Source organism: Pseudomonas cyclaminis, assembly GCF_015163715.1.
GTDB classification, from domain to species: Bacteria; Pseudomonadota; Gammaproteobacteria; order Pseudomonadales; family Pseudomonadaceae; genus Aquipseudomonas; species Aquipseudomonas cyclaminis.
In genome coordinates this window covers 23925-45834 of sequence record NZ_JADDUM010000059.1, presented here as the reverse complement: position 1 = coordinate 45834, position 21910 = coordinate 23925, and the positions used below count along the sequence as shown (strand labels likewise).

Sequence of the window (21910 nt, the reverse complement as noted above, 5' to 3'; positions counted from 1 at the left end):
TGGTTCAGTAAAAGCGCCGGTGCAGATCCGGGAATATCATCTGAGCGAACCAGACGGGCAACCCAGGAAAAATTGAGCGTGATTTCGCCGACGGCGCTTCGACCACCCCCATATCAATCAATTTCTTGAGCTGGTCGCTCGCCACGCGGTCATGCAGACCGGAGAACACTTTGAAGTCCGCACGGGCGATCTCTCCCTGCGTAAGCAAGATATGGATTGCCTTGGCCATTTCTTGCTTGACCCCAGATTCCACAAACCGCCCTTCAAGCCCAATCACTTTCTCAAGCCGGCGACGCAGGTTTACAAGATCCATCGCCTGTTCAACATATTCTATTTGGTCAATACAGACCTGAAGCATGAACTCTACAAACTCGAACAGCCCACCCTGAGTGAGCTGACCACGACCGTCGAGATCCCCTCGACGAGCCTGATCAGCGACACGCAAGCGTGCGTAGTATTCGTCCTGTTTTCGTGCCAGCCCTCGGGAAAGTGACCAAAAAGGCGATGCGAGCCCAAGTCGCATCAACTGCAAATGGGTAATCATGCGCACCACGCGTCCATTGCCGTCTTCAAATGGGTGAACGAACGCAAGACGGTGGTGGTAAGCAAGCGAGCTAAGAATTCGGGAGGTGAGATCAGGTTGCCCACCATATACCTGTTGAAGGCGGGTGAGCATGGGGGTGACAGACTCCCACGCAGGCGCGGCATGATCACCAACCAGCACATTACGTTGTGTTGTATCCCTCAATTGGCCCGGTACAAGCATGCGGCCATCGCTGAGTCCTAACTCTTCATCGCTGGCGCCGGCGAAAAGGCGACGATGGATTGAAGATAAAAATTGAGGTGCATAGAAAACAGACCAAGGGACCTCTGTTGACTTCGTTCTGCGCACAGCCCTTTCCAGCAACTCCTGAACGCCGATATGACTTTCGGCCAGCTCGCGCAATGCTTTGCTTTCGCGCCTCGGCACCCGGGCTGAGAGCGTGGCGGGCTCAGTGTACTGACCTTCAATCAGGTTGCTGTAATAACTATTGGTGATTCGCATCAGCCCGCCAATACGGGTCGCTGTGCTCTCGGGCAGTAAACCGGTGAGTTTTCCAGCACGAAACGACAGCGTTTCTGCCGTACGTAAAATCGACGCAGGGAAACCGGGGGACGGCCAGACAGGTTCCAGCCAGTGATTTCCGGACATGAATTTATGCGTCATTTTGCTCACCTGTTCCGATTTATTTTCGGATCTATTTTTCCTTTAAGTCCAATACTAGCGGGATTAATAGAGGGTTCTATATATCTTTTTCCTCAAGATTTTTCCGATTTATTTTCTGTTTTTTGCTAACCGGTTAATTCAAGGTAGTTCGACTCCCCGCCTCCGGTAGCACCCGACAACCAACCCCATACAAAGCTCAGGCGGGTACGCCCAGACTTATCCACAGCGACCGTGCCTCGCGACCATCCGGACAGCAACTCACCGTCCAACGTCAGGCACTGAAACAGCAGCTCAATGGTGTCGGCACCGGTGACGCGACCGACTTGCGTCCCCATGCGGATTCGGCCGCCTTGGTAGGTACTGGAAATGGCATCGCCGTCGACAAGGTAATGAAACACTGTGCCGGTACCGGAAAGGCCATGGGTGTTGCTGGCGACCGCAAACCGGCGATTGTGCAAACGCTCGCCGGGTTGGGGAAAGGAAGATGGGATCAACGTAGCGTCCTTGCGTTGAAACCTGGAGACCCGGCGAGCCTCCAGGTGCGTGGGGTGTTACTCCACCGTCACCGATTTGGCCAGGTTGCGCGGCTGGTCAACGTCGGTACCCTTGAGCACGGCCACGTAGTACGACAGCAGTTGCAGCGGGATGGTGTAGAGGATCGGCGACAGGGTGTCGTTGATGTGCGGCATGTTGATGACGTGGGTGCCTTCGCCGTTGGTCATGCCGGCTTTCTCATCAGCGAATACCACCAGTTGGCCGCCACGGGCGCGCACTTCCTGCAGGTTGGATTTGAGCTTTTCCAGCAGTTCGTTGTTCGGCGCTACGGTGACCACTGGCATGTCGTCATCCACCAGGGCCAGTGGGCCGTGTTTGAGCTCGCCGGCCGGGTAGGCTTCGGCGTGGATGTACGAGATTTCCTTGAGCTTGAGGGCGCCTTCCATCGCCACCGGGTATTGCGCGCCACGGCCGAGGAACAGAGTGTGGTTCTTGTCGGCGAACAGCTCGGCGACTTTTTCCACGACGCTGTCCATGGCCAGGGCTTCGCCCAGGCGGGTCGGCAGGCGGCGCAGTTCTTCCACCAGGGTCGCTTCGACGCCTTCGGCCAGAGTGCCGCGCACTTGGCCCAGCGACAGGGTCAACAGCAACAGGCCGACCAGTTGGGTGGTGAAGGCTTTGGTGGAAGCCACGCCGATTTCGCGACCAGCCTGGGTCAGCAGGGTCAGGTCGGACTCACGCACCAGCGAGCTGATGCTGACGTTGCAGATCGCCAGGCTGGCGAGGAAACCCAGCTCCTTGGCGTTGCGCAGGGCGGCCAGGGTGTCAGCGGTTTCGCCGGACTGGGAGATAGTCACGAACAGGGTATCGGGCTGCACCACCACCTTGCGGTAGCGGAATTCGCTGGCGACTTCGACCTGGCAAGGGATGCCGGCCAGTTCTTCCAACCAGTAGCGGGCAACCATACCCGCGTGATAGCTGGTGCCACAGGCGACGATCTGCACATTGCGCACTTTGGCGAACAGCTCGGCGGCTTGCGGGCCGAACGCGTTGACCAGCACTTGGTTCTGGCTCAGTCGACCTTCCAATGTGCGTTGGACCACAGCCGGTTGCTCGTGGATTTCCTTGAGCATGAAGTGGCGGTATTCGCCTTTGTCGGCGGCTTCGGCACCGTCACGGTATTGCACGGCTTCGCGCTCGACGGAGTTACCGTTAACGTCCCAGATCGCCACGCTTTCGCGGCGGATGTCGGCAATATCGCCCTCTTCCAGGTACATGAAGCGGTCAGTCACCTGGCGCAGGGCCAGTTGATCGGAGGCGAGGAAGTTTTCCCCCAGGCCCAGGCCGATCACCAGCGGGCTGCCACTGCGCGCGGCAACCACGCGGTCGGGTTGGCTGGCGCTGACCACGGCCAGGCCATAGGCGCCGTGCAGTTCCTTGACCGTGGCCTTGAGGGCGGTGGTCAGGTCGCTGTGGTCCTTGAGCTTGTGGTTGAGCAGGTGGGCGATGACTTCGGTGTCGGTGTCCGAGGTGAACACGTAGCCCAGGCTCTTGAGTTGCTCGCGCAGCACTTCGTGGTTTTCGATGATGCCGTTGTGCACCACGGCCAGGTCGCCGGAGAAGTGCGGGTGGGCGTTGCGTTCGCAAGGCGCACCGTGGGTGGCCCAACGGGTGTGGGCAATGCCCAGGCGGCCGACCAGCGGCTCGCCAGCCAGAGCCTGTTCCAACTCGCTGACCTTGCCTGGGCGACGCATGCGCTCAAGCTTGCCGGCGTTGCTGAAGACGGCCACACCGGCGCTGTCGTAGCCACGGTATTCCAGGCGCTTGAGGCCTTCGATCAGAATCGCGGTCACGTTACGTTCGGCGACTGCGCCTACAATTCCACACATGGTGTTTCTCCTAGATGATTGCCGCGCATATCAGCGTAATGCCGCGGGCTTGGATCTGGTCGCGGGCCTCAAGCGGCAGGCGATCATCGGTGATAAGGGTATGGACGCTGCTCCAGGGCAGTTCCAGGTTGGGAATCTTGCGGCCGATCTTGTCGGATTCGACCATCACCACCACTTCACGGGCGACCTCGGCCATCACGCGGCTCAGGCCCAACAGTTCGTTGAAGGTGGTGGTACCGCGCTGCAGATCGATGCCGTCGGCTCCGATGAACAGTTGATCAAAGTCGTAGGAACGCAAAACCTGCTCGGCAACCTGGCCCTGAAACGAGTCCGAGTGCGGGTCCCAGGTGCCGCCGGTCATCAACAGCACCGGCTCATGTTCCAGTTCGCTCAAGGCGCTGGCCACGTGCAGGGAGTTGGTCATCACCACGAGGCCAGGCTGGTGGCCAAGTTCTGGAATCATGGCGGCGGTGGTACTGCCGCTGTCGATGATGATGCGGGCGTGTTCACGCAGACGCATCACCGCCGCGCGGGCAATCGCCCGCTTATGGGCCGAGATCGGCTGAGCGGCATCGCCGACCAGTTCCTGGGGCATGGTGACTGCGCCACCGTAGCGGCGCAGTAGCAGGCCGTTGCTTTCGAGGGCGGCCAGGTCCTTGCGGATGGTGACTTCCGAGGTTTCGAAACGTTTGGCCAGTTCGTCCACGCTGACTTCGCCCTGTTCATTGAGCAAGGCAAGGATGTTGTGGCGTCGCTGGGGTGTATTTCGTTTCGACATGGTGATGATAAGTTTCGTTTCGAAAGATAACGAAGGCAATCAAAACCTATTGGTGAGATATCGTCAAGCGTCGGGACCAGATTTTTCGAACAACACATGACAAATGTGGGAGGGGGCTTGCCCCCGATAGCAGTAGATCAGCCGACTAAAACATTGACTGAAAATCCGCCATCGGGGGCAAGCCCCCTCCCACATTTGGATAGCACCGCTGATAAGGCTGTGGATAACTCAGGTCTTTTTGATTTTGACCGGGCGTTTCCAGCCGTCGATGTTGCGTTGGCGGGCGCGGGCTACGCCGAGCTGCAAGTTATCCACATCCTGGTTGATAGTGGAACCGGCGGCCGTGGTGGCACCATCGCCGACCTTCACCGGAGCTACCAGCGAATTATTCGAGCCGATAAACACATCTTCGCCCAGCACCGTCACGTGTTTGTTGGCGCCATCGTAGTTGCAGGTGATGGTGCCGGCGCCGATGTTAGTACGCGCACCGATAACTGCGTCGCCCAGGTAGGTCAGATGACCCGCTTTCGCGCCTTCACCCAAGTGGGCATTTTTCAGTTCGACAAAGTTACCCACATGGGCCTTGGCCTCCAGCACGCTGCCCGGACGCAACCGTGCAAACGGGCCGGCATCGCTGCCTTCGCCCATCACCGCGCCGTCGATATGGCTGTTGGCCTTGACCACCACGCCCTTGCGCAGGGTGCTGTCCTTGATCACACAGTTCGGACCAATCACCACGTCGTCTTCGATGATTACGCGACCTTCCAGGATCACGTTGATGTCGATCAGCACGTCACGGCCCACGGTCACCTCGCCGCGCACGTCAAAGCGAGCCGGATCACGCAGGGTCACGCCCTGAGCCATCAGGCGACGGCCTTCGCGCAACTGATAGTGACGCTCAAGCTCTGCAAGCTGCTTGCGGTCGTTGGCGCCCTGCACTTCCATTGGGTCGTGGGGCTGTTCGGTGGCGACCAGCAGGCCATCACTCACGGCCATCTCGATGACGTCGGTGAGGTAGTACTCGCCCTGGGCGTTGTTGTTGGACAGGCGGCTCATCCAGTCAGCAAGCTTGTTGGCAGGGACGGCGAGAATCCCGGTATTGCCTTCGGTGATGGCGCGTTGGGCTTCGCTGGCGTCCTTGTGTTCAACGATGGCGGCGACCTTGCCGTCAGCATTGCGCACGATGCGCCCGTAGCCAGTGGGGTCCTCCAGCTCAACGGTGAGCAGTCCCATCTGGCCAGGCACTACGTGCTTGAGCAGGCGTTGCAGGGTTTCCACTTCGATCAGCGGCACGTCGCCATATAGGATCAGTACCGTATCGGCGGTGATGAACGGTACGGCTTGCGCGGTGGCGTGGCCGGTGCCCAGTTGCTTGTCCTGCAATACGAAATTCAGGTCGTCCGCGGCCAGGCGCTCACGCACTGCATCGGCACCGTGGCCGATCACTACGTGGATGCGTTGCGGGTCCAACTGCCGGGCGCTGTGGATAACATGGCCAAGCATGGAGTTGCCGGCCACCGGGTGCAGCACCTTGGGCAGGGCTGAACGCATGCGAGTGCCCTGGCCTGCGGCGAGAATGACGATTTCAAGAGACATGAATGGCTACCAATCCTGGGCGGTCCGGGTTCAGACCAGAGAAGTGTTTTGCAAAAAAAGAAAAAGGGTAGCCGAGGCTACCCTTTTTAATCAATCGCACATGAAGCATGACGGCGTGGCCGCTTACTTCTTGCGGATCTGCTGGAGCGTGCGCAGCTGGGCTGCAGCCTCGGCCAGACGTACAGCAGCAGCGCTGTAGTCGAAGTCCGCACCCTTTTCGTTCAGGGCCTTCTCGGCAGCCTTGACGGCTTCCTGAGCGGAGGCTTCATCCAGGTCGCCAGCACGTTGCACAGTGTCGGCAAGTACCTTGACCATGTTCGGCTGAACCTCAAGGAAACCACCGGAGATGTAGAACACCTCCTTTTCCCCGCCTTGCTTGGTCAGAGTGATCGGACCTGGCTTCAAGCTGGTGATCAACGGCGCGTGGCCCATGGCAATACCCAGGTCACCGAGTTCGCCGTGTGCAATCACCATTTCTACCAGACCGGAGAAGATTTCCCCTTCCGCGCTGACGATATCGCAATGGACTGTCATAGCCATCTGATTGCCTCAACCTGATGAGCGCCCGTTGCCGGGCGCCTGGATTACAGTTTCTTGGCTTTCTCGATCGCTTCTTCGATGCCGCCGACCATGTAGAACGCTTGTTCTGGCAGGTGGTCGTAGTCACCGTTGAGGATGCCTTTGAAGCCAGCAATGGTGTCTTTCAGGGAAACGTATTTACCCGAAGCACCGGTGAAGACTTCAGCCACGAAGAACGGCTGCGACAAGAAGCGCTGGATCTTACGAGCACGGTTTACCAACTGCTTGTCGGCTTCCGACAGCTCGTCCATACCCAGGATCGCAATGATGTCCTTCAGTTCTTTGTAACGCTGCAGCACGTACTGAACGCCGCGAGCGGTGTCGTAGTGCTCCTGGCCGATCACGTTCGGGTCCAGCTGGCGCGAAGTCGAGTCCAGTGGATCGACCGCTGGGTAGATACCCAGGGAAGCGATGTCACGGGACAGAACGACGGTGGCGTCCAAGTGGGCGAAGGTGGTCGCTGGCGACGGGTCGGTCAAGTCATCCGCAGGTACGTATACCGCTTGGATCGAAGTGATCGAACCTTCCTTGGTCGAAGTGATACGTTCTTGCAGAACGCCCATCTCTTCAGCCAGGGTCGGCTGGTAGCCTACTGCGGAAGGCATACGGCCCAGCAGTGCGGATACTTCAGTACCGGCCAGGGTGTAACGGTAGATGTTGTCGACGAACAGCAGAACGTCGTTACCTTCGTCACGGAACTTCTCGGCCATGGTCAGGCCAGTCAGTGCTACGCGCAGACGGTTACCCGGCGGCTCGTTCATCTGACCGTAAACCAGTGCCACTTTGTCCAGAACGTTGGAGTCCTTCATCTCGTGGTAGAAGTCGTTACCCTCACGAGTACGCTCACCCACACCGGCGAACACGGAATAACCGCTGTGCTCGATGGCGATGTTACGGATCAGTTCCATCATGTTTACGGTCTTGCCGACACCGGCACCACCGAACAGACCGACTTTACCGCCTTTGGCGAACGGGCAAACCAGGTCGATAACCTTGATGCCGGTTTCCAGCAGGTCGTTGCCGCCAGCTTGTTCCGCGAACGAAGGTGCTGGACGGTGAATGCCCCAACGCTCTTCGGTGTCGATCGGACCCGCTTCGTCAATCGGGTTGCCCAGTACGTCCATGATCCGGCCCAGGGTCGCTTTACCGACCGGTACGGAGATGGCAGCGCCAGAGTCGATAACGTCCAGACCGCGCTTCAAGCCTTCGGTGGAACCCATCGCAATGGTACGAACTACGCCGTCGCCCAGCTGCTGCTGAACTTCCAGAGTAGTTTCCGCGCCTTGTACTTTCAGCGCGTTGTAGATGCTCGGTACGCTGTCGCGTGGAAATTCCACGTCGATAACGGCGCCGATGATTTGAACGATACGTCCGCTACTCATAGCTGGATCCTCTGAATATTTGAACCGTTAAACCGCGGCAGCGCCGCCGACGATTTCCGAGATCTCTTGGGTGATCGCAGCCTGACGCGCCTTGTTGTAGATCAGCTGCAAATCGCTGATCAGATCACCGGCGTTATCGGTAGCGTTTTTCATCGCGATCATCCGCGCCGCTTGTTCAGCTGCGTTGTTCTCGACCACCGCCTGGTACACCTGCGACTCCACGTAGCGCACCATCAAGCCGTCAAGCAGCTCTTTGGCGTCTGGTTCGTAGAGGTAGTCCCAGTGGTGCTTGAGTTCCTGATCCGGAGTCGCCACCAGTGGAATCAATTGCTCCACGGTTGGCTGCTGGGTCATGGTGTTGATGAACTTGTTGGATACCACGGACAGGCGGTCAATCCGGCCTTCCAGGTACGCATCCAGCATCACCTTCACACTGCCGATCAAATCATTGATCGACGGCTCTTCACCCAGGTGGCTGATAGCTGCAACGACGTTACCGCCGAAGTTGCGGAAAAAGGCCGCACCCTTGCTACCAACGACACACAGATCGATCTCGACGCCGTTTTCGCGGTTTACCGCCATGTCCTTGACCAGGGCCTTGAACAGGTTGGTATTCAAACCACCGCACAAACCACGGTCACTGCTCACTACCACATAACCCACACGCTTAACTTCGCGCTCGATCATGAACGGGTGGCGGTATTCCGGGTTGGCGTTGGCCAGATGCCCAATTACCTGGCGGATACGCTCCGCATAAGGACGGCTAGCAGCCATGCGCATTTGTGCCTTGCGCATTTTGCTGACCGCCACTTTTTCCATGGCGCTGGTAATTTTTTGCGTGCTTTTGATGCTCGCAATCTTACTGCGAATCTCTTTTGCGCCTGCCATGTAACACCTATCAGGTTAGCAAGCGGGAGCCTTGCGGCTCCCGCTGCGGCTTACCAGGTTTGGGTGGCCTTGAACTTCTCGATACCGGCTTTCATGCCAGCGTCGATATCGTCATTGAAGTCACCCTTCACGTTGATCTTCGCCATCAATTCGGCGTGATCGCGGTTGAAGTAAGCAATCAGCGCTTGTTCAAAGCTGCCGACCTTGGCGATTTCAACGTCGGTCAGGAACCCACGCTCAGCGGCATACAGCGACAACGCCATGTCAGCGATCGACATTGGGGCGTATTGCTTCTGCTTCATCAGCTCGGTAACGCGCTGACCATGCTCAAGTTGCTTACGGGTCGCTTCGTCCAGGTCAGAAGCGAACTGGGCGAATGCCGCCAGTTCACGGTACTGAGCCAGAGCGGTACGGATACCACCGGAGAGCTTCTTGATGATCTTGGTCTGAGCGGCACCACCCACACGGGATACCGAAACACCGGCGTTCACTGCAGGACGGATGCCCGAGTTGAACATGGCCGATTCCAGGAAGATCTGACCGTCGGTGATGGAAATCACGTTGGTCGGAACGAACGCGGAAACGTCGCCAGCCTGGGTTTCGATGATCGGCAGTGCGGTCAGGGAACCGGTTTTGCCGGTCACTGCGCCGTTGGTGAACTTCTCTACGTACTCTTCCGAAACGCGGGATGCGCGCTCCAGCAGACGGGAGTGGAGATAGAACACGTCGCCTGGGTAAGCTTCACGGCCTGGTGGACGGCGCAGCAGCAGGGAGATTTGGCGATAAGCCACTGCCTGCTTGGACAGATCGTCATAAACGATCAGCGCGTCTTCACCGCGGTCGCGGAAGAATTCACCCATGGTGCAACCGGAGTACGGTGCCAGGAATTGCAGCGCAGGAGATTCCGAAGCACTGGCAGCCACGATGATCGTGTTGGCCAGGGCGCCGTTTTCTTCCAGCTTGCGCACCACGTTGGCGATGGTCGATTGTTTCTGACCAATAGCTACGTAGACGCAGAAAATGCCGCTGTTCTTCTGGTTGATGATCGCGTCGATTGCCAGAGCGGTTTTACCGATCTGACGGTCACCGATGATCAGCTCACGCTGGCCACGGCCGACAGGAATCATGGCATCGACAGCCTTGTAGCCAGTCTGTACAGGCTGGTCTACCGACTTACGCCAGATCACGCCTGGAGCAACTTTCTCGACCGCGTCGGTCTCGGTGTTGCCCAGTGGACCTTTGCCGTCAACAGGGTTACCCAGTGCGTCGACTACGCGACCCAGCAGTTCCTTACCAACCGGAACTTCCAGGATGCGGCCTGTGCACTTGGCGCTCATGCCTTCAGCCAGACTGGTGTACGCGCCCAATACAACGGCACCTACGGAGTCTTGCTCCAGGTTGAGGGCCATACCGTAGACGCCGCCCGGAAACTCGATCATCTCGCCGTACATTACGTCGGCCAGACCGTGAATCCGCACGATGCCGTCAGATACGCTGACGACAGTGCCTTCGTTACGGGCTTGGGAGGTCACATCGAGCTTGTCGATGCGGCCCTTGATAATTTCACTTATTTCGGAAGGATTGAGTTGCTGCATTGCTCTGCTGCCCCTTCAAACTCAAGATTTCAATGCTTCGGCAAGATTCGCGAGTTTGCCGCGAATCGAGCCATCGATAACCAGGTCGCCGGCGCGAATGACAACACCCCCAATGAGGGATGGGTCTTCCGCAACTTGCAGGCGCACTTCCCGGTCGAGTCGTGCACTGAGAACCTTGGCGAGTTTGTCTTGCTGTTCTTGGTTCAATGCAAAAGCACTGGTCACTTCAACGTCTACCGATTTCTCTTGCTCGGCCTTGTACAGGTCGAACAGAGCGGCAATCTCCGGCAGAAGCAGGAGACGGTCGTTTTCGGCAATGACGTTGATGAAGTTCTGTGCCTTCACATCAAACTTGTCGCCGCACACTTCAATAAAAGTGGCGGCCTTGTCTGCGCTCGTCAGTCGCGGGGCCTTGAGCACGCGCTGCATGGTGTCGTCTTGCGACACTGCTGCAGCCAGGCCGAGCATGGCTGACCAAGAGGCCAGCTGCTGGTGGGCCTGGGCGTGCTCGAAGGCTGCCTTAGCGTAAGGTCGGGCCAACGTGGTCAATTCTGCCATGATCGCCCTCGCTTAAATTTCAGCAGCCAGTTTGTTAACCAGCTCCGCGTGCGCGTTTTGATCGATTGTGGCACCCAGGATCTTCTCAGCACCGCCAACGGCCAGAGCACCCAGTTGGGCACGCAGCGCGTCTTTGACACCGTTCAGTTCCTGCTCGATCTCGGCCTGAGCCTGAACCTTCACACGGTCAGCGTCGATACGGGCTTTTTCAACAGCCTCTTCAACGATCTGGTTACCGCGTTTCTTGGCTTGCTCAATGATTTCGGCTGCTTGAGCTTTCGCTTCGCGCAGTTGTTGACCCGCTTTATCTTGGGCCAACTCCAGGTCGCGAGCTGCTCGTGCTGCAGCGTCCAGTCCATCCGCGATCTTCTTCTGACGTTCGTGCAGAGCTGCGATGACCGGAGGCCATACAAACTTCATGCAGAAAACGACAAAAATCAAGAACGCTAAGGACTGACCAATAATGGTTGCATTAATGTTCACGCCAATACCTCGCTCATTCGTTGCACAACACACCAATCACTCGAAAAGACGAGTGATTAACCGGCGAGTTGACCAACGAAAGGGTTCGCGAAGGTGAAGAACAGAGCGATACCAACACCGATCATGGTCACGGCGTCGAGCAGGCCGGCGACGATGAACATTTTAACTTGCAGCATTGGAACCATTTCTGGCTGACGCGCTGCGCCTTCCAGGAACTTGCCGCCCAGCAGGCCGAAACCAATGGCAGTACCCAGGGCGCCCAGGCCGATCAACAGTGCAACAGCGATAGCGGTTAGACCAACTACAGTTTCCATCTTTCCTCCCGACTTTTACGTCGTATGGTTTAGGTTTTTTAGATTTTAAAGCGGTAAAACAAATCGTTTCATAGCCCTGGTGGGCCACCTTCCCGTTTCACCGGGAAGGACATCAGACTAGTCGAGACTGGTCTTAATGGTTCTCTTCGTGCGCCATCGACAGGTAGACGATGGTCAGCATCATGAAGATGAAGGCCTGCAGGGTAATGATCAGGATGTGGAACACAGCCCACGCCCACTGCAGAACAATGCCCAGGCCGCTAAGCCAGAGCAGGCCGCTGCCGAACATCACAGCGATCAGAATGAACACCAGCTCGCCGGCATACATGTTGCCGAACAGTCGCAGAGCCAGGGAAATCGGCTTGGCGATCAGGGTCACGAATTCCAGCAGGAAGTTCACCGGGATCAGCAGGGCTTGAACAAAGATGTTCTTGCTGCCGAACGGGTGCAGGGTCAGTTCGCCGATGAAGCCGCCGATGCCCTTGATCTTGATGCTGTAGAAAATGATCAACGCAAATACCGACAGGGCCATGCCCAGGGTAGCGTTAGGGTCAGTGGTCGATACGGCACGGAATGGGATGTGCGGATCGCCGGAAATCGCCATGGCCAACTGAGGAATCCAGTCAACCGGGATCAGGTCGACGGCGTTCATCAGGAACACCCAGACGAAGATGGTCAGCGCCAGCGGTGCAATCACCGGGCTACGACCATGGAAGCTGTCTTTCACGCTGCCATCGACGAATTCGACCAATACTTCAACGAAGTTCTGCAAAGCACCCGGCTGACCCGAAGTCGCCTTCTTTGCCGCCATGCGGAAAATCAGGACGAAGATCAGACCCAGTGCGACCGACCAACCCAGAGTGTCCAGGTGGAAAGCCCAGAAGCCCATTTCTTTGGCTTCTGCTGCGGAGTGGGCAAAGCCCCAGCCGCCGTTGGGAAGCTGACCGAAGGTCAGGTTCTGCAAGTGGTGCTGGATATAGCCCGAAGCGGTTGTTTCTGCCATGGTTGCCTCAAACGCCCTAAGGTTTCGAAAGTCTTGTTTTCATTAGCAGGGGAGCGAACCAGCTGACCAGTTGGGTCAACACGAAGACGCCGAATACAGCCAGCGGCGCCAATGGCTTCACACCTGCAAAGGTCAGTGCAAACAGCACTGCCGTCAAAATCAGTTTCCCTGCCTCGCCAGCATAAAAAGACCGGACGATAGCCTGGGCTGCTCGGGCGCCGGAAAACCGAAAGGCCCTGTGAGCAAAATACATATTGGGCAGCAAGGCTATCAGGCCTCCGCAGAGTCCTGAATATCCGGCTACGACTCCATGCCAGTACCAAAGCGCCAATGCGGCGATCAGCAAGATGACAAATTGAGCCAATAAAACCGGGAAAACGGCCAAGCGATGGAACGGCAACGTGTTTGGCGTGCGGGTTTCCATCACTCTTGCTCCTCAATGGTCGGCTGCCGGAAATCAATAACTTGGCATAATTTGTGCCGACAAAATGCGCGCAGAGTATAGGGGCGGTTCTGCCCCTATTCAACTGCCGGGTAGTGATTTCCGATCACGCGCTACATAAGCAAATGTTTCAGCGGATGTGGGCAAGGACGCCCTGAAGCTCATCGAGGGAGTTATATCCGATCACCAATTGGCCTTTGCCCTTCTTGCCGTGGCGAATCTGCACCGCAGAGCCCAGGCGCTCGGCCAGGCGTTGCTCAAGACGTGCGATATCCGGATCAGGTTTGGCGGTTTCGACCGGTGCAGGTTTGCCACTGAGCCACTGGCGAACCAGCGCTTCAGTCTGACGAACGGTGAGCCCTCGTGCGACAACGTGTCGCGCCCCTTCAACTTGTTGATTTTCCGGCAAACCGAGCAAAGCCCGGGCGTGACCCATTTCCAGGTCGCCATGGGACAACATGGTCTTGATGACTTCCGGCAATGCGATCAGGCGCAGCAAGTTGGACACGGTGACGCGGGATTTGCCCACCGCGTCGGCCACTTGTTGCTGGGTCAACTGGAATTCCTGCTGCAGACGCTGCAATGCGATCGCTTCTTCGACCGGATTGAGATCTTCACGCTGGATGTTCTCGATCAACGCCATGGCGATGGCGGTTTCATCCGGCACATCACGCACCATCGCAGGGATGGTCTCTTTGCCGGCCTGCTGGCTGGCACGCCACCGGCGTTCACCGGCAATAATTTCAAAACGACCACCGCCAATCGGACGCACCACGATCGGCTGCATCACGCCCTGGGCCTTGATCGAGTTGGCCAGCTCTTCCAGCGCCTGTGGATCCATGTCCCGGCGTGGCTGGTATTTGCCGCGCTGGATCAGGTCCAGGGGCAAGTGCTGCAGCTCGCGCTCGTCGGCCTGCACCGCTTGTTCTTCAAGCGATGTGACGGTCGGACCACTCAGCAGTGCATCCAGTCCACGTCCGAGACCTCGTTTCTTGACGGCCATGGGGATTCCTTAAGTTGGCTGGGCTGCAGCGGTGCGGGAGTTGCGGCGTTGGCGGCGAACCATCTCGCCAGCCAGAGCCAGGTAGGCAATGGCGCCACGGGACGATTTATCGTACGCCAACGCAGGCATGCCATAGCTTGGCGCTTCGGCCAGACGAATGTTGCGCGGAATCACCGTGTCGTAAAGCTGCTCGCCGAAGTGTTCCTTGAGCTGTGCCGACACATCGTTCATCAGGCTCAGGCGCGGGTCGAACATGGTGCGCAGCAAGCCTTCGATCTGCAGGTTCGGGTTGAGCAACTCGGCAATACGCTTGATGTTATCCACAAGGTCGCTCAAACCTTCCAGCGCGTAGTACTCGCACTGCATGGGGATAATCACCCCATCGGCAGCCACCAACGCGTTGAGTGTGAGCATCGACAGCGACGGTGGGCAGTCGATCAAAATGTAGTCGTAGTTCTCGCGGATCGGCGCCAAAGCGCTGCGCAGACGGCTTTCTTTCATCTGCATTTCCAGCAGCACCACTTCCGCCGCGGTCAAATCGCGGTTGGCCGGCAGCAGTTGATAACCGCCGTGTTCGGAATAGTGCATGGCCTGGGCCAGGTCGCACTCGCCGATCAGCAAGTCATAGACCGAGTTTTCCAGGCCGTGTTTATCCACACCGCTACCCATGGTGGCGTTGCCCTGTGGATCGAGATCGATCAACAGCACCCGGCGCTTGGTCGCGACCAGGGATGCTGCGAGGTTGATGCAGGTGGTGGTTTTGCCCACGCCACCTTTCTGGTTCGCTATCGCGAATACCTTAGCCATTCTTGCTTGTGTTCCCAATCATGCCGTGCGGCGCAGTATCAGCAGATGGCGTTGGCCTTGGCAACCGGGTACGGCCAAGGCGTGTTCGCTATCGAGGTGGAAGTCTGTCGGCAATGCTAACAGCTCATCGCTTGGATGGACGCCCTTCATTGCCAGCCAGCGGGTATCGCGGTCACCCAAGTGGCGTGTCCAGTTGCTGAAGTTCTCCATGCTGCTGAACGCCCGGGAAACAATTCCGTTGAAAGGCCGTTCAGGCGTGAATTCTTCAACACGGCTGTGGATAACGTGGAGGTTATCCAGCTTGAGTTCGAGTTTGACCTGAGTCAGGAAGCGGGTTTTCTTGCCATTGCTGTCCAGGCAAGTCACTTGGGACTCGGGAAACAGGATGGCCAGGGGAATACCCGGCATGCCGCCGCCACTGCCCACGTCCAACCAGCGACCGTTTTCGATAAACGGCATCACGCTCAGGCTGTCGAGCAAATGCCGGGACACCATCTCGTCGGGATTGCGCACTGCAGTGAGGTTGTAAGCCTTGTTCCATTTGATCAACAGGGCCAGATAGCCCAGCAGCAACTCGTGCTGGACTGCGGTCAGATCAACGCCCAACTGGCGTGCACCTGTGGATAACTCTTCGGCATGTTGCGAGGTGACCAACGAACTCAAGCGCTTTGCTCCAACTGACGGCCCGCGCCGCGTTTTTTCAAATGAATCATCAACAGCGAAATGGCTGCCGGAGTGACGCCGGGGATACGTGAAGCCTGGCCCAGGGTTTCTGGTCGAGTTATCCCCAGCTTGCTTTGAATTTCTTTCGACAGACCGGAAATCCCGGTGTAGTCGATATCCAGAGGCAACTTGGTGTCTTCACTGGCGCGCAGTCGAGCAATCTCGTCCTGCTGGCGATCAATGTAACCGGCATATTTGGTCTTGATTTCGACCTGCTCGGCGACCTGTGGATCTTCTGCGCCGCCCCCCGTCACTTCGACCAAGCCAGCGTAGTCGATTTCCGGACGGGACAGCAGATTCAGCAAGTTGTACTCGTGGGTCAGCGGCGTGCCGAATTTTTCGGCGATTGCGTCGCCCTGCTCAGTGCCTGGGCGAACCCAGGTGCTTTTCAGGCGCTGCTCTTCCAGTGCAATGCTTTCGCGTTTTTTGCAAAAGGCTGCCCAGCGTGCGTCATCGACCAGACCCAGTTCGCGGCCTTTTTCGGTCAAGCGCAGGTCGGCGTTGTCTTCACGCAGGATCAGGCGGTATTCCGCTCGCGACGTAAACATCCGATACGGTTCCTGGGTACCCAGGGTAATCAGGTCGTCGACCAACACGCCGATGTACGCTTCATCGCGACGCGGGCACCAGCTGTCTTTGCCCTGTGCACGCAGTGCCGCGTTGGTCCCGGCCAGCAAACCTTGGGCGCCGGCTTCTTCGTAACCGGTTGTGCCGTTGATTTGGCCGGCGAAGAACAGCCCGCCGATCACTTTGGTTTCCAGGCTGTACTTCAGGTCCCGCGGATCGAAGTAGTCGTACTCGATGGCATAACCGGGGCGCACGATGTGCGCGTTTTCCATGCCGCGAATCGATTGCACGATCTGAATTTGCACGTCGAACGGCAGGGAAGTGGAAATCCCGTTCGGATACAGCTCGTGAGTGGTCAAGCCTTCGGGCTCGATGAAGACCTGGTGGCTGTCCTTGTCGGCAAAGCGGTGGATTTTGTCTTCAATCGAGGGGCAGTAGCGTGGGCCAATCCCCTCGATCACACCGGAATACATCGGCGAACGGTCGAGGTTCGCGGCAATGATCTCGTGAGTTCTGGCATTGGTGTGGGTAATCCAGCAGCTTACCTGTTTGGGGTGCTGTTCTTTGGAGCCCATGAACGACATCACCGGGATCGGCGTATCGCCGGCTTGCTCGGTCATCATCGAGAAATCCACAGAACGCCCATCAATACGTGGTGGGGTCCCGGTTTTCAGGCGACCGACACGCAGCGGCAATTCACGCAGGCGTTTTGCCAGGGCAATCGACGGCGGATCACCGGCTCGGCCACCGGAATAATTTTGCATGCCGATGTGGATAAGTCCGCCCAGGAACGTACCGGTGGTCAACACCACGGATTCAGCGAAAAAACGCAGACCCATTTGGGTAACGACGCCCTTCACCACGTCTTGTTCGACGATCAGGTCGTCGGCTGCCTGTTGAAATATCCACAGGTTCGGCTGGTTTTCCAGGGTTTCACGTACCGCGGCCTTGTACAGGATACGGTCGGCTTGTGCCCGAGTAGCACGCACGGCCGGGCCTTTGCGGCTGTTGAGCACGCGAAATTGAATACCACCTTTGTCGGTCGCCATGGCCATGACGCCGCCAAGGGCATCGATTTCCTTGACCAAATGGCTTTTGCCGATCCCACCAATGGCGGGGTTGCAACTCATTGCACCGAGGGTTTCCACGTTGTGCGTGAGCAACAGGGTTTTTACGCCCATGCGTGCTGACGCCAGTGCTGCCTCGGTACCGGCATGACCGCCGCCGATGACGATCACTTCAAAACGGGAAGGGAAATCCACCACGCACCTCGTGCCTGCTTATGTAGGTAATCAGGAATTGATTGTTGAAAGAGTTTTAGAGCTTTGGCGGCAAGTATAGGGACTTCGCCCTTCCTAAAGAACCCTTTGCACAAAATTTAACCAGCTGTGGATGAATCACTGACAATAGAAATTAAAAAGAAAGAAATTTATAAGATCTTTGTTTTTATGTTTATTTCTACTGAGCACCATTTCTGTGGATAGATCTCTACAGCCCTTTATTAACGTTGTGTACAGAGATTCAAAAGTCTGTGGTCATGTGCCAATGAGGCCCTTGGATAAGTGCTTTAAGCCTGTGGATTAAACAGGTGGTTATCCACAGGCGGGTTTTTGCTCAGGTTTCAGGCCCTGTTATCAACTGGGCACAGGGGCGGTTATTCACAGGGCTTAATCCACAGAAATGCGTAGGGCGGGTTAAATTTCGCCCATGGCAAGGCCGCCTCGATGTGAGGGACGAGTCAGAAAATGAAAAGGTGCCCTGAAACGGACAAAACAGACAGGCGCGAATGGCCTGTCTGTGAACAACGAAGGGTTATTTACCGATGCAAAAGCTGGAAAAGATCCGTCCCAACAAATCATCGGAACTGAAGGCGCCGGTGATCTCTCCCAATAGTTGCTGTGCCTGGCGCAAATCTTCAGCCAGCAGCTCCCCAGCGCCCGCCAGGGTCAGCTGAGCGCGTCCGTGCTCCAAGGCTGCGCTGGCATGACGCAGTGCCTCCAAGTGCCTGCGACGCGCACTGAAGCTGCTTTCGGAGGTCTGCTCGTAGCCCATGCAGGCCTTGAGATGGTCACGCAGCAATTCCAGGCCTTCTCCAGCCGACTTCGCACTCAGGCTGATCGTGACATGGCCATCCTCGCTGGTTTCCATGGCGATGGCTTCGCCCGTCAGGTCGGCCTTGTTGCGGATCAAGGTGACCTTGGCCGGGTCCGGCCGTTGCTCCAGGAATTCCGGCCAGAGTGCAAAAGGGTCCACAGCCTCAGGTGCGGTGGCGTCTACCACGAGCAGCACGCGATCGGCCTCGGCGATCGCCTTGAGCGCTCGTTCCACGCCGATCTTTTCCACCTGGTCATCGGTGTCACGCAACCCTGCGGTGTCGACCACGTGGAGAGGCATGCCGTCGATGTGGATATGTTCCCGCAAGATATCCCGTGTGGTTCCCGCAATCTCGGTAACGATAGCCGCTTCACGGCCGGCCAGTGCATTGAGCAAACTGGATTTGCCGGCATTCGGGCGGCCTGCGATCACCACCGTCATACCGTCGCGTAGCAAGGCGCCCTGCCCGGCCTCGCGCAGTACTGTGGATAACTCCTCGCGGACTTTATCCAGCATTGCCAGTACGTGGCCATCGGCGAGAAAGTCGATTTCTTCTTCCGGAAAATCAATCGCCGCCTCCACGTAGATGCGCAAGCTGATCAATTGCTCCGTCAGGTTATGCACACGCAAGGAAAACGCGCCTTGCAGCGAGCGCAGCGCATTGCGTGCCGCCTGTGCAGAACTGGCTTCGATCAAGTCGGCAATGGCTTCGGCCTGGGCCAGGTCAAGTTTGTCGTTGAGGAATGCCCGTTCGCTGAATTCACCTGGGCGGGCCAGCCGGCAGCCGAGTTGCAGGCAGCGCTGCAGCAGCATATCGAGGACCACAGGACCACCGTGACCCTGTAATTCCAGAACATCTTCACCGGTGAACGAGTTCGGCCCAGGGAAATAAAGGGCCAGGCCCTCATCCAACACGCTTTGGTCTGCATCCAGAAACGGGCCGTAATGGGCATAACGCGGTTTCAACTCCCGGCCACTGATGGCCTGTGCTGCCACGCCGGCGAGCGGCCCTGAAATTCGAACGATGCCCACGCCGCCGCGACCTTGAGCGGTAGCGACAGCAGCGATGGTTTCACGAGGAGCGCTCATCAGCAGGTTCCAGAACAAAAGTGACGGAAAGCAAAACGCCCCACTAGGGGGCGTCTTGAGTGGTTATCCACAGAGTAAATTACGCCTCGGCTTTTTTGGTAGCCGCTTCGATTTTACGTGTGATGTACCACTGTTGAGAGATCGACAATACGTTGTTGACCACCCAGTACAGAACCAGACCAGCTGGGAACCACAGGAAGAAGAAGGTGAAGATGATTGGCATCATTTTCATCACCTTGGCCTGCATCGGATCCGGCGGTGTTGGGTTCAGACGCTGCTGGATGAACATGGTGGCGCCCATGATGATCGGCAGGATAAAGAACGGGTCTTTAATCGACAGGTCAGTTATCCACAGCATGAACGGTGCCTGGCGCATTTCCACGCTTTCCAGGAGTACCCAGTACAACGAAAGGAACACTGGCATCTGCACGAGGATCGGCAAGCATCCACCCAGCGGGTTGATCTTCTCTTTCTTGTACAGCTCCATCATGGCCTGCGACATTTTCTGCCGGTCATCACCATGTTGCTCTTTCAACGCGGCCAGTTTCGGGGCCACGGCACGCATACGCGCCATCGACTTGTAGCTGGCAGCCGACAGAGGGAAGAAGATCCCCTTGATCAGCATGGTCAGGAAGATGATCGAGAAGCCCCAGTTACCCACAATGCTGTGGATATGTTGCAGCAGCCAGAAGATCGGCTGGGCAATGAACCACAGAATGCCGTAATCCACAGTCAGTTCCAGACCTGGGGACAACTCTTTCAGTACGGCCTGGCTTTTCGGGCCGGCGTAAAGGGTAGCGCTGGTTTCAGCGTTGGCACCTGGTGCGACGGTCAGCGCCGGGCCAGTAAAGCCGATGATGTAGTTGCCTTGGCTGTCTTTACGGGTTTGAACCAGGTTGGCTTCACCTTTGTTCGGGATCCATGCGGTCACGAAGTAGTGTTGCAACCAGGCGACCCAGCCGCCTTGGACGGTTTCTTTCAGCGCGCCCTTGTCGATATCTTTCATCGACACTTTTTTGTACGGCTCGCTACTTGTCCACAGGGCAGCGCCCAGGTAAGTCGCGGTGCCGGTGGCGGTGCTGGAAGATGGATCCGAGCTGCCATCACGCTTGAGTTGGGCAAACAGGTTGCCGCTCCAAGGTTTTTCGCTGGTGTTGTCGATCAGGTAAGTGACCTTCAAGTCGTACAAACCGCGAGTGAAGCTGAAGCGCTTGATGTAATTGACGCCGTCGAGACTGAATTTCAGGTCGACGTTCAACTGATTTTGGCCATCAGCCAGTTGATAAGTCTTCTTTTCGGTCGAATAAACCGGACGACCGGTAGCACGCGCATCCGGACCATTGGTGCCGGTCAGGCCGCTTTGCGCCAGATAAGTACGTTCACCGCCGTTATCGAACAGTTGGAACGGCACATCTGGATGATCTTGGCGACGTGGATATAGCGGCAGTTTCAACTGCGCGATATCACCACCTTGTGGATCGATAGCCAGGTCGAGCACATCCGTTTTTACAAGGATGAGGTCTTTATTGGTGACCACTGGCGTTTCTAAAGGGGCGGTTGTCTCGCCATTCGCGCTGGGAACATCGGCACTCGCGGACGCATTGGTACCCAACGGAGTGTCCGGAATAGCCGGCGCAGCCTGATTGGTAGCAACATTCTGAGTCGGCAGGGCAGCTTGGCCATAATCCTGGTTCCACTTAAGAACCATGACATAGGACACGATTGCCAGGGCGACGATCAGGATCGTGCGTTTAATATCCATGATTACTCGGCCATCGAAGAAGAACGGGAGGTAGGGATAGGTGGAACCGGGTCATAACCACCGGGATTCCACGGATGACAGCGACCTAAACGACGAAAGGTCAGCCAGCCACCGCGCAGAAGACCATGATTTTCTATGGCCTCTAACGCGTAGCAGGAACAACTGGGGTAGAAACGACAGTGACTGGCCATCAGAGGACTAATGGCATAGCGATAAAACTGGATCGGAACGAGTGCCAGTTTACGCATCGGTGCTGTCTACCCCTACAGTTTCGGTGCTGACTGCTGGTGCTGGCTTGTTGGTACGCGCCAGACGTTTCCAGAGCTTGCCGAAATGCTGAATCAATTCGGGGTTTTCTACATCCCCCAAGCCTTTGCGCGCGACGATAACAATATCCCAACCAACCAGAGTGTCCTGGTGGAGGCGAAACGATTCGCGCATCAGACGCTTGAGGCGATTGCGCTCAACGGAGAGCTTTACGCTCTTCTTGCCAATCACCAACCCGAGACGGGGGTGATCAAGATCGTTGTTACGCGCAAGGAGCAGGAGATTTTTCCCCGGAACCTTGCCGGTGGGGGAGTCAAAGACTGCCTTGAAGTGCCGGGGGGTTAGCAAACGCTTTTCCCGACTGAAGTCCTGACTCACCACCAGTACCG

At 57.2% G+C, this 21910-nt stretch carries 22 protein-coding genes; all 22 read right to left on the bottom strand.

Going from position 1 to position 21910, the window contains the following annotated elements; translation table 11 throughout:
* Positions 1 to 4: 4 nt before the first annotated feature.
* The 22 genes from IQK56_RS09385 to rnpA all read right to left on the bottom strand — a co-directional run bounded on the left by IQK56_RS09385 (position 5) and on the right by rnpA (position 21899).
* Positions 5 to 1207, bottom strand: a complete 1203-nt coding sequence (locus IQK56_RS09385) for a Fic family protein (protein ID WP_246500186.1) — start codon at positions 1205 to 1207, stop codon at positions 5 to 7.
* A gap of 125 nt (positions 1208 to 1332) precedes the next feature.
* Positions 1333 to 1698 (bottom strand): avidin-fold protein, encoded by a 366-nt coding sequence (locus tag IQK56_RS09380; RefSeq protein WP_150674613.1) that lies wholly within the window; start codon positions 1696 to 1698, stop codon positions 1333 to 1335.
* A gap of 60 nt (positions 1699 to 1758) precedes the next feature.
* Positions 1759 to 3591, bottom strand: coding sequence for a glutamine--fructose-6-phosphate transaminase (isomerizing) (gene glmS / locus IQK56_RS09375; protein WP_122306938.1), 1833 nt, complete (start codon positions 3589 to 3591; stop codon positions 1759 to 1761).
* 10 nt (positions 3592 to 3601) lie between these two features.
* Entirely contained in the window at positions 3602 to 4369 is a 768-nt protein-coding gene (locus IQK56_RS09370) for a DeoR/GlpR family DNA-binding transcription regulator (protein WP_193862180.1), read from the bottom strand.
* Between the two features lie 228 nt (positions 4370 to 4597).
* Complete coding sequence (glmU, locus tag IQK56_RS09365; protein ID WP_150674556.1) at positions 4598 to 5965, bottom strand: bifunctional UDP-N-acetylglucosamine diphosphorylase/glucosamine-1-phosphate N-acetyltransferase GlmU; 1368 nt, start codon at positions 5963 to 5965, stop codon at positions 4598 to 4600.
* 123 nt (positions 5966 to 6088) lie between these two features.
* Entirely contained in the window at positions 6089 to 6505 is a 417-nt protein-coding gene (locus IQK56_RS09360) for a F0F1 ATP synthase subunit epsilon (protein ID WP_003177061.1), read from the bottom strand.
* A 44-nt stretch (positions 6506 to 6549) separates the two neighbouring features.
* Complete coding sequence (atpD, locus tag IQK56_RS09355; protein ID WP_003177062.1) at positions 6550 to 7926, bottom strand: F0F1 ATP synthase subunit beta; 1377 nt, start codon at positions 7924 to 7926, stop codon at positions 6550 to 6552.
* Positions 7927 to 7953: 27 nt separating this feature from the next.
* Positions 7954 to 8814, bottom strand: a complete 861-nt coding sequence (gene atpG, locus IQK56_RS09350; protein ID WP_028618578.1) for a F0F1 ATP synthase subunit gamma — start codon at positions 8812 to 8814, stop codon at positions 7954 to 7956.
* A gap of 50 nt (positions 8815 to 8864) precedes the next feature.
* Complete coding sequence (gene atpA / locus IQK56_RS09345; protein ID WP_003177064.1) at positions 8865 to 10409, bottom strand: F0F1 ATP synthase subunit alpha; 1545 nt, start codon at positions 10407 to 10409, stop codon at positions 8865 to 8867.
* Positions 10410 to 10430: 21 nt separating this feature from the next.
* Positions 10431 to 10967: a F0F1 ATP synthase subunit delta gene (locus IQK56_RS09340; RefSeq protein ID WP_017528669.1), complete on the bottom strand. Its 537-nt coding sequence runs from the start codon at positions 10965 to 10967 to the stop codon at positions 10431 to 10433.
* Between the two features lie 12 nt (positions 10968 to 10979).
* Positions 10980 to 11450 (bottom strand): F0F1 ATP synthase subunit B, encoded by a 471-nt coding sequence (locus IQK56_RS09335; RefSeq protein ID WP_008439543.1) that lies wholly within the window; start codon positions 11448 to 11450, stop codon positions 10980 to 10982.
* Positions 11451 to 11506: 56 nt separating this feature from the next.
* Complete coding sequence (gene atpE / locus IQK56_RS09330; protein ID WP_002555987.1) at positions 11507 to 11764, bottom strand: F0F1 ATP synthase subunit C; 258 nt, start codon at positions 11762 to 11764, stop codon at positions 11507 to 11509.
* A gap of 133 nt (positions 11765 to 11897) precedes the next feature.
* The gene (atpB, locus tag IQK56_RS09325; protein WP_017736231.1) at positions 11898 to 12767 is read right to left on the bottom strand and encodes a F0F1 ATP synthase subunit A; all 870 of its coding nucleotides are present in this window, start codon (positions 12765 to 12767) and stop codon (positions 11898 to 11900) included.
* Positions 12768 to 12783: 16 nt separating this feature from the next.
* Complete coding sequence (locus IQK56_RS09320) at positions 12784 to 13191, bottom strand: F0F1 ATP synthase subunit I (RefSeq protein WP_010565865.1); 408 nt, start codon at positions 13189 to 13191, stop codon at positions 12784 to 12786.
* A 148-nt stretch (positions 13192 to 13339) separates the two neighbouring features.
* Entirely contained in the window at positions 13340 to 14212 is an 873-nt protein-coding gene (locus IQK56_RS09315) for a ParB/RepB/Spo0J family partition protein (protein WP_017135124.1), read from the bottom strand.
* Between the two features lie 9 nt (positions 14213 to 14221).
* Entirely contained in the window at positions 14222 to 15019 is a 798-nt protein-coding gene (locus IQK56_RS09310) for a ParA family protein (RefSeq protein ID WP_032885161.1), read from the bottom strand.
* Between the two features lie 18 nt (positions 15020 to 15037).
* A complete protein-coding gene (gene rsmG, locus IQK56_RS09305) occupies positions 15038 to 15682 on the bottom strand; it encodes a 16S rRNA (guanine(527)-N(7))-methyltransferase RsmG (protein ID WP_122306933.1) in 645 nt (214 codons plus the stop codon).
* Positions 15679 to 17571, bottom strand: coding sequence for a tRNA uridine-5-carboxymethylaminomethyl(34) synthesis enzyme MnmG (mnmG, locus tag IQK56_RS09300; RefSeq protein ID WP_193862179.1), 1893 nt, complete (start codon positions 17569 to 17571; stop codon positions 15679 to 15681). The genes rsmG and mnmG overlap by 4 nt, the downstream gene beginning before the upstream one ends.
* A gap of 550 nt (positions 17572 to 18121) precedes the next feature.
* Positions 18122 to 19492, bottom strand: coding sequence for a tRNA uridine-5-carboxymethylaminomethyl(34) synthesis GTPase MnmE (mnmE, locus tag IQK56_RS09295; RefSeq protein ID WP_122306931.1), 1371 nt, complete (start codon positions 19490 to 19492; stop codon positions 18122 to 18124).
* A gap of 79 nt (positions 19493 to 19571) precedes the next feature.
* Positions 19572 to 21254: a membrane protein insertase YidC gene (yidC, locus tag IQK56_RS09290; protein WP_193862178.1), complete on the bottom strand. Its 1683-nt coding sequence runs from the start codon at positions 21252 to 21254 to the stop codon at positions 19572 to 19574.
* A 2-nt stretch (positions 21255 to 21256) separates the two neighbouring features.
* Positions 21257 to 21502 carry a membrane protein insertion efficiency factor YidD gene (yidD, locus tag IQK56_RS09285; RefSeq protein WP_010207715.1) on the bottom strand — a complete coding sequence of 82 codons (246 nt, stop codon included), beginning with the start codon at positions 21500 to 21502 and terminating at the stop codon, positions 21257 to 21259.
* The gene (rnpA, locus tag IQK56_RS09280) at positions 21495 to 21899 is read right to left on the bottom strand and encodes a ribonuclease P protein component (RefSeq protein WP_053128141.1); all 405 of its coding nucleotides are present in this window, start codon (positions 21897 to 21899) and stop codon (positions 21495 to 21497) included. The genes yidD and rnpA overlap by 8 nt, the downstream gene beginning before the upstream one ends.
* Between the last annotated feature and the right edge of the window lie 11 nt (positions 21900 to 21910).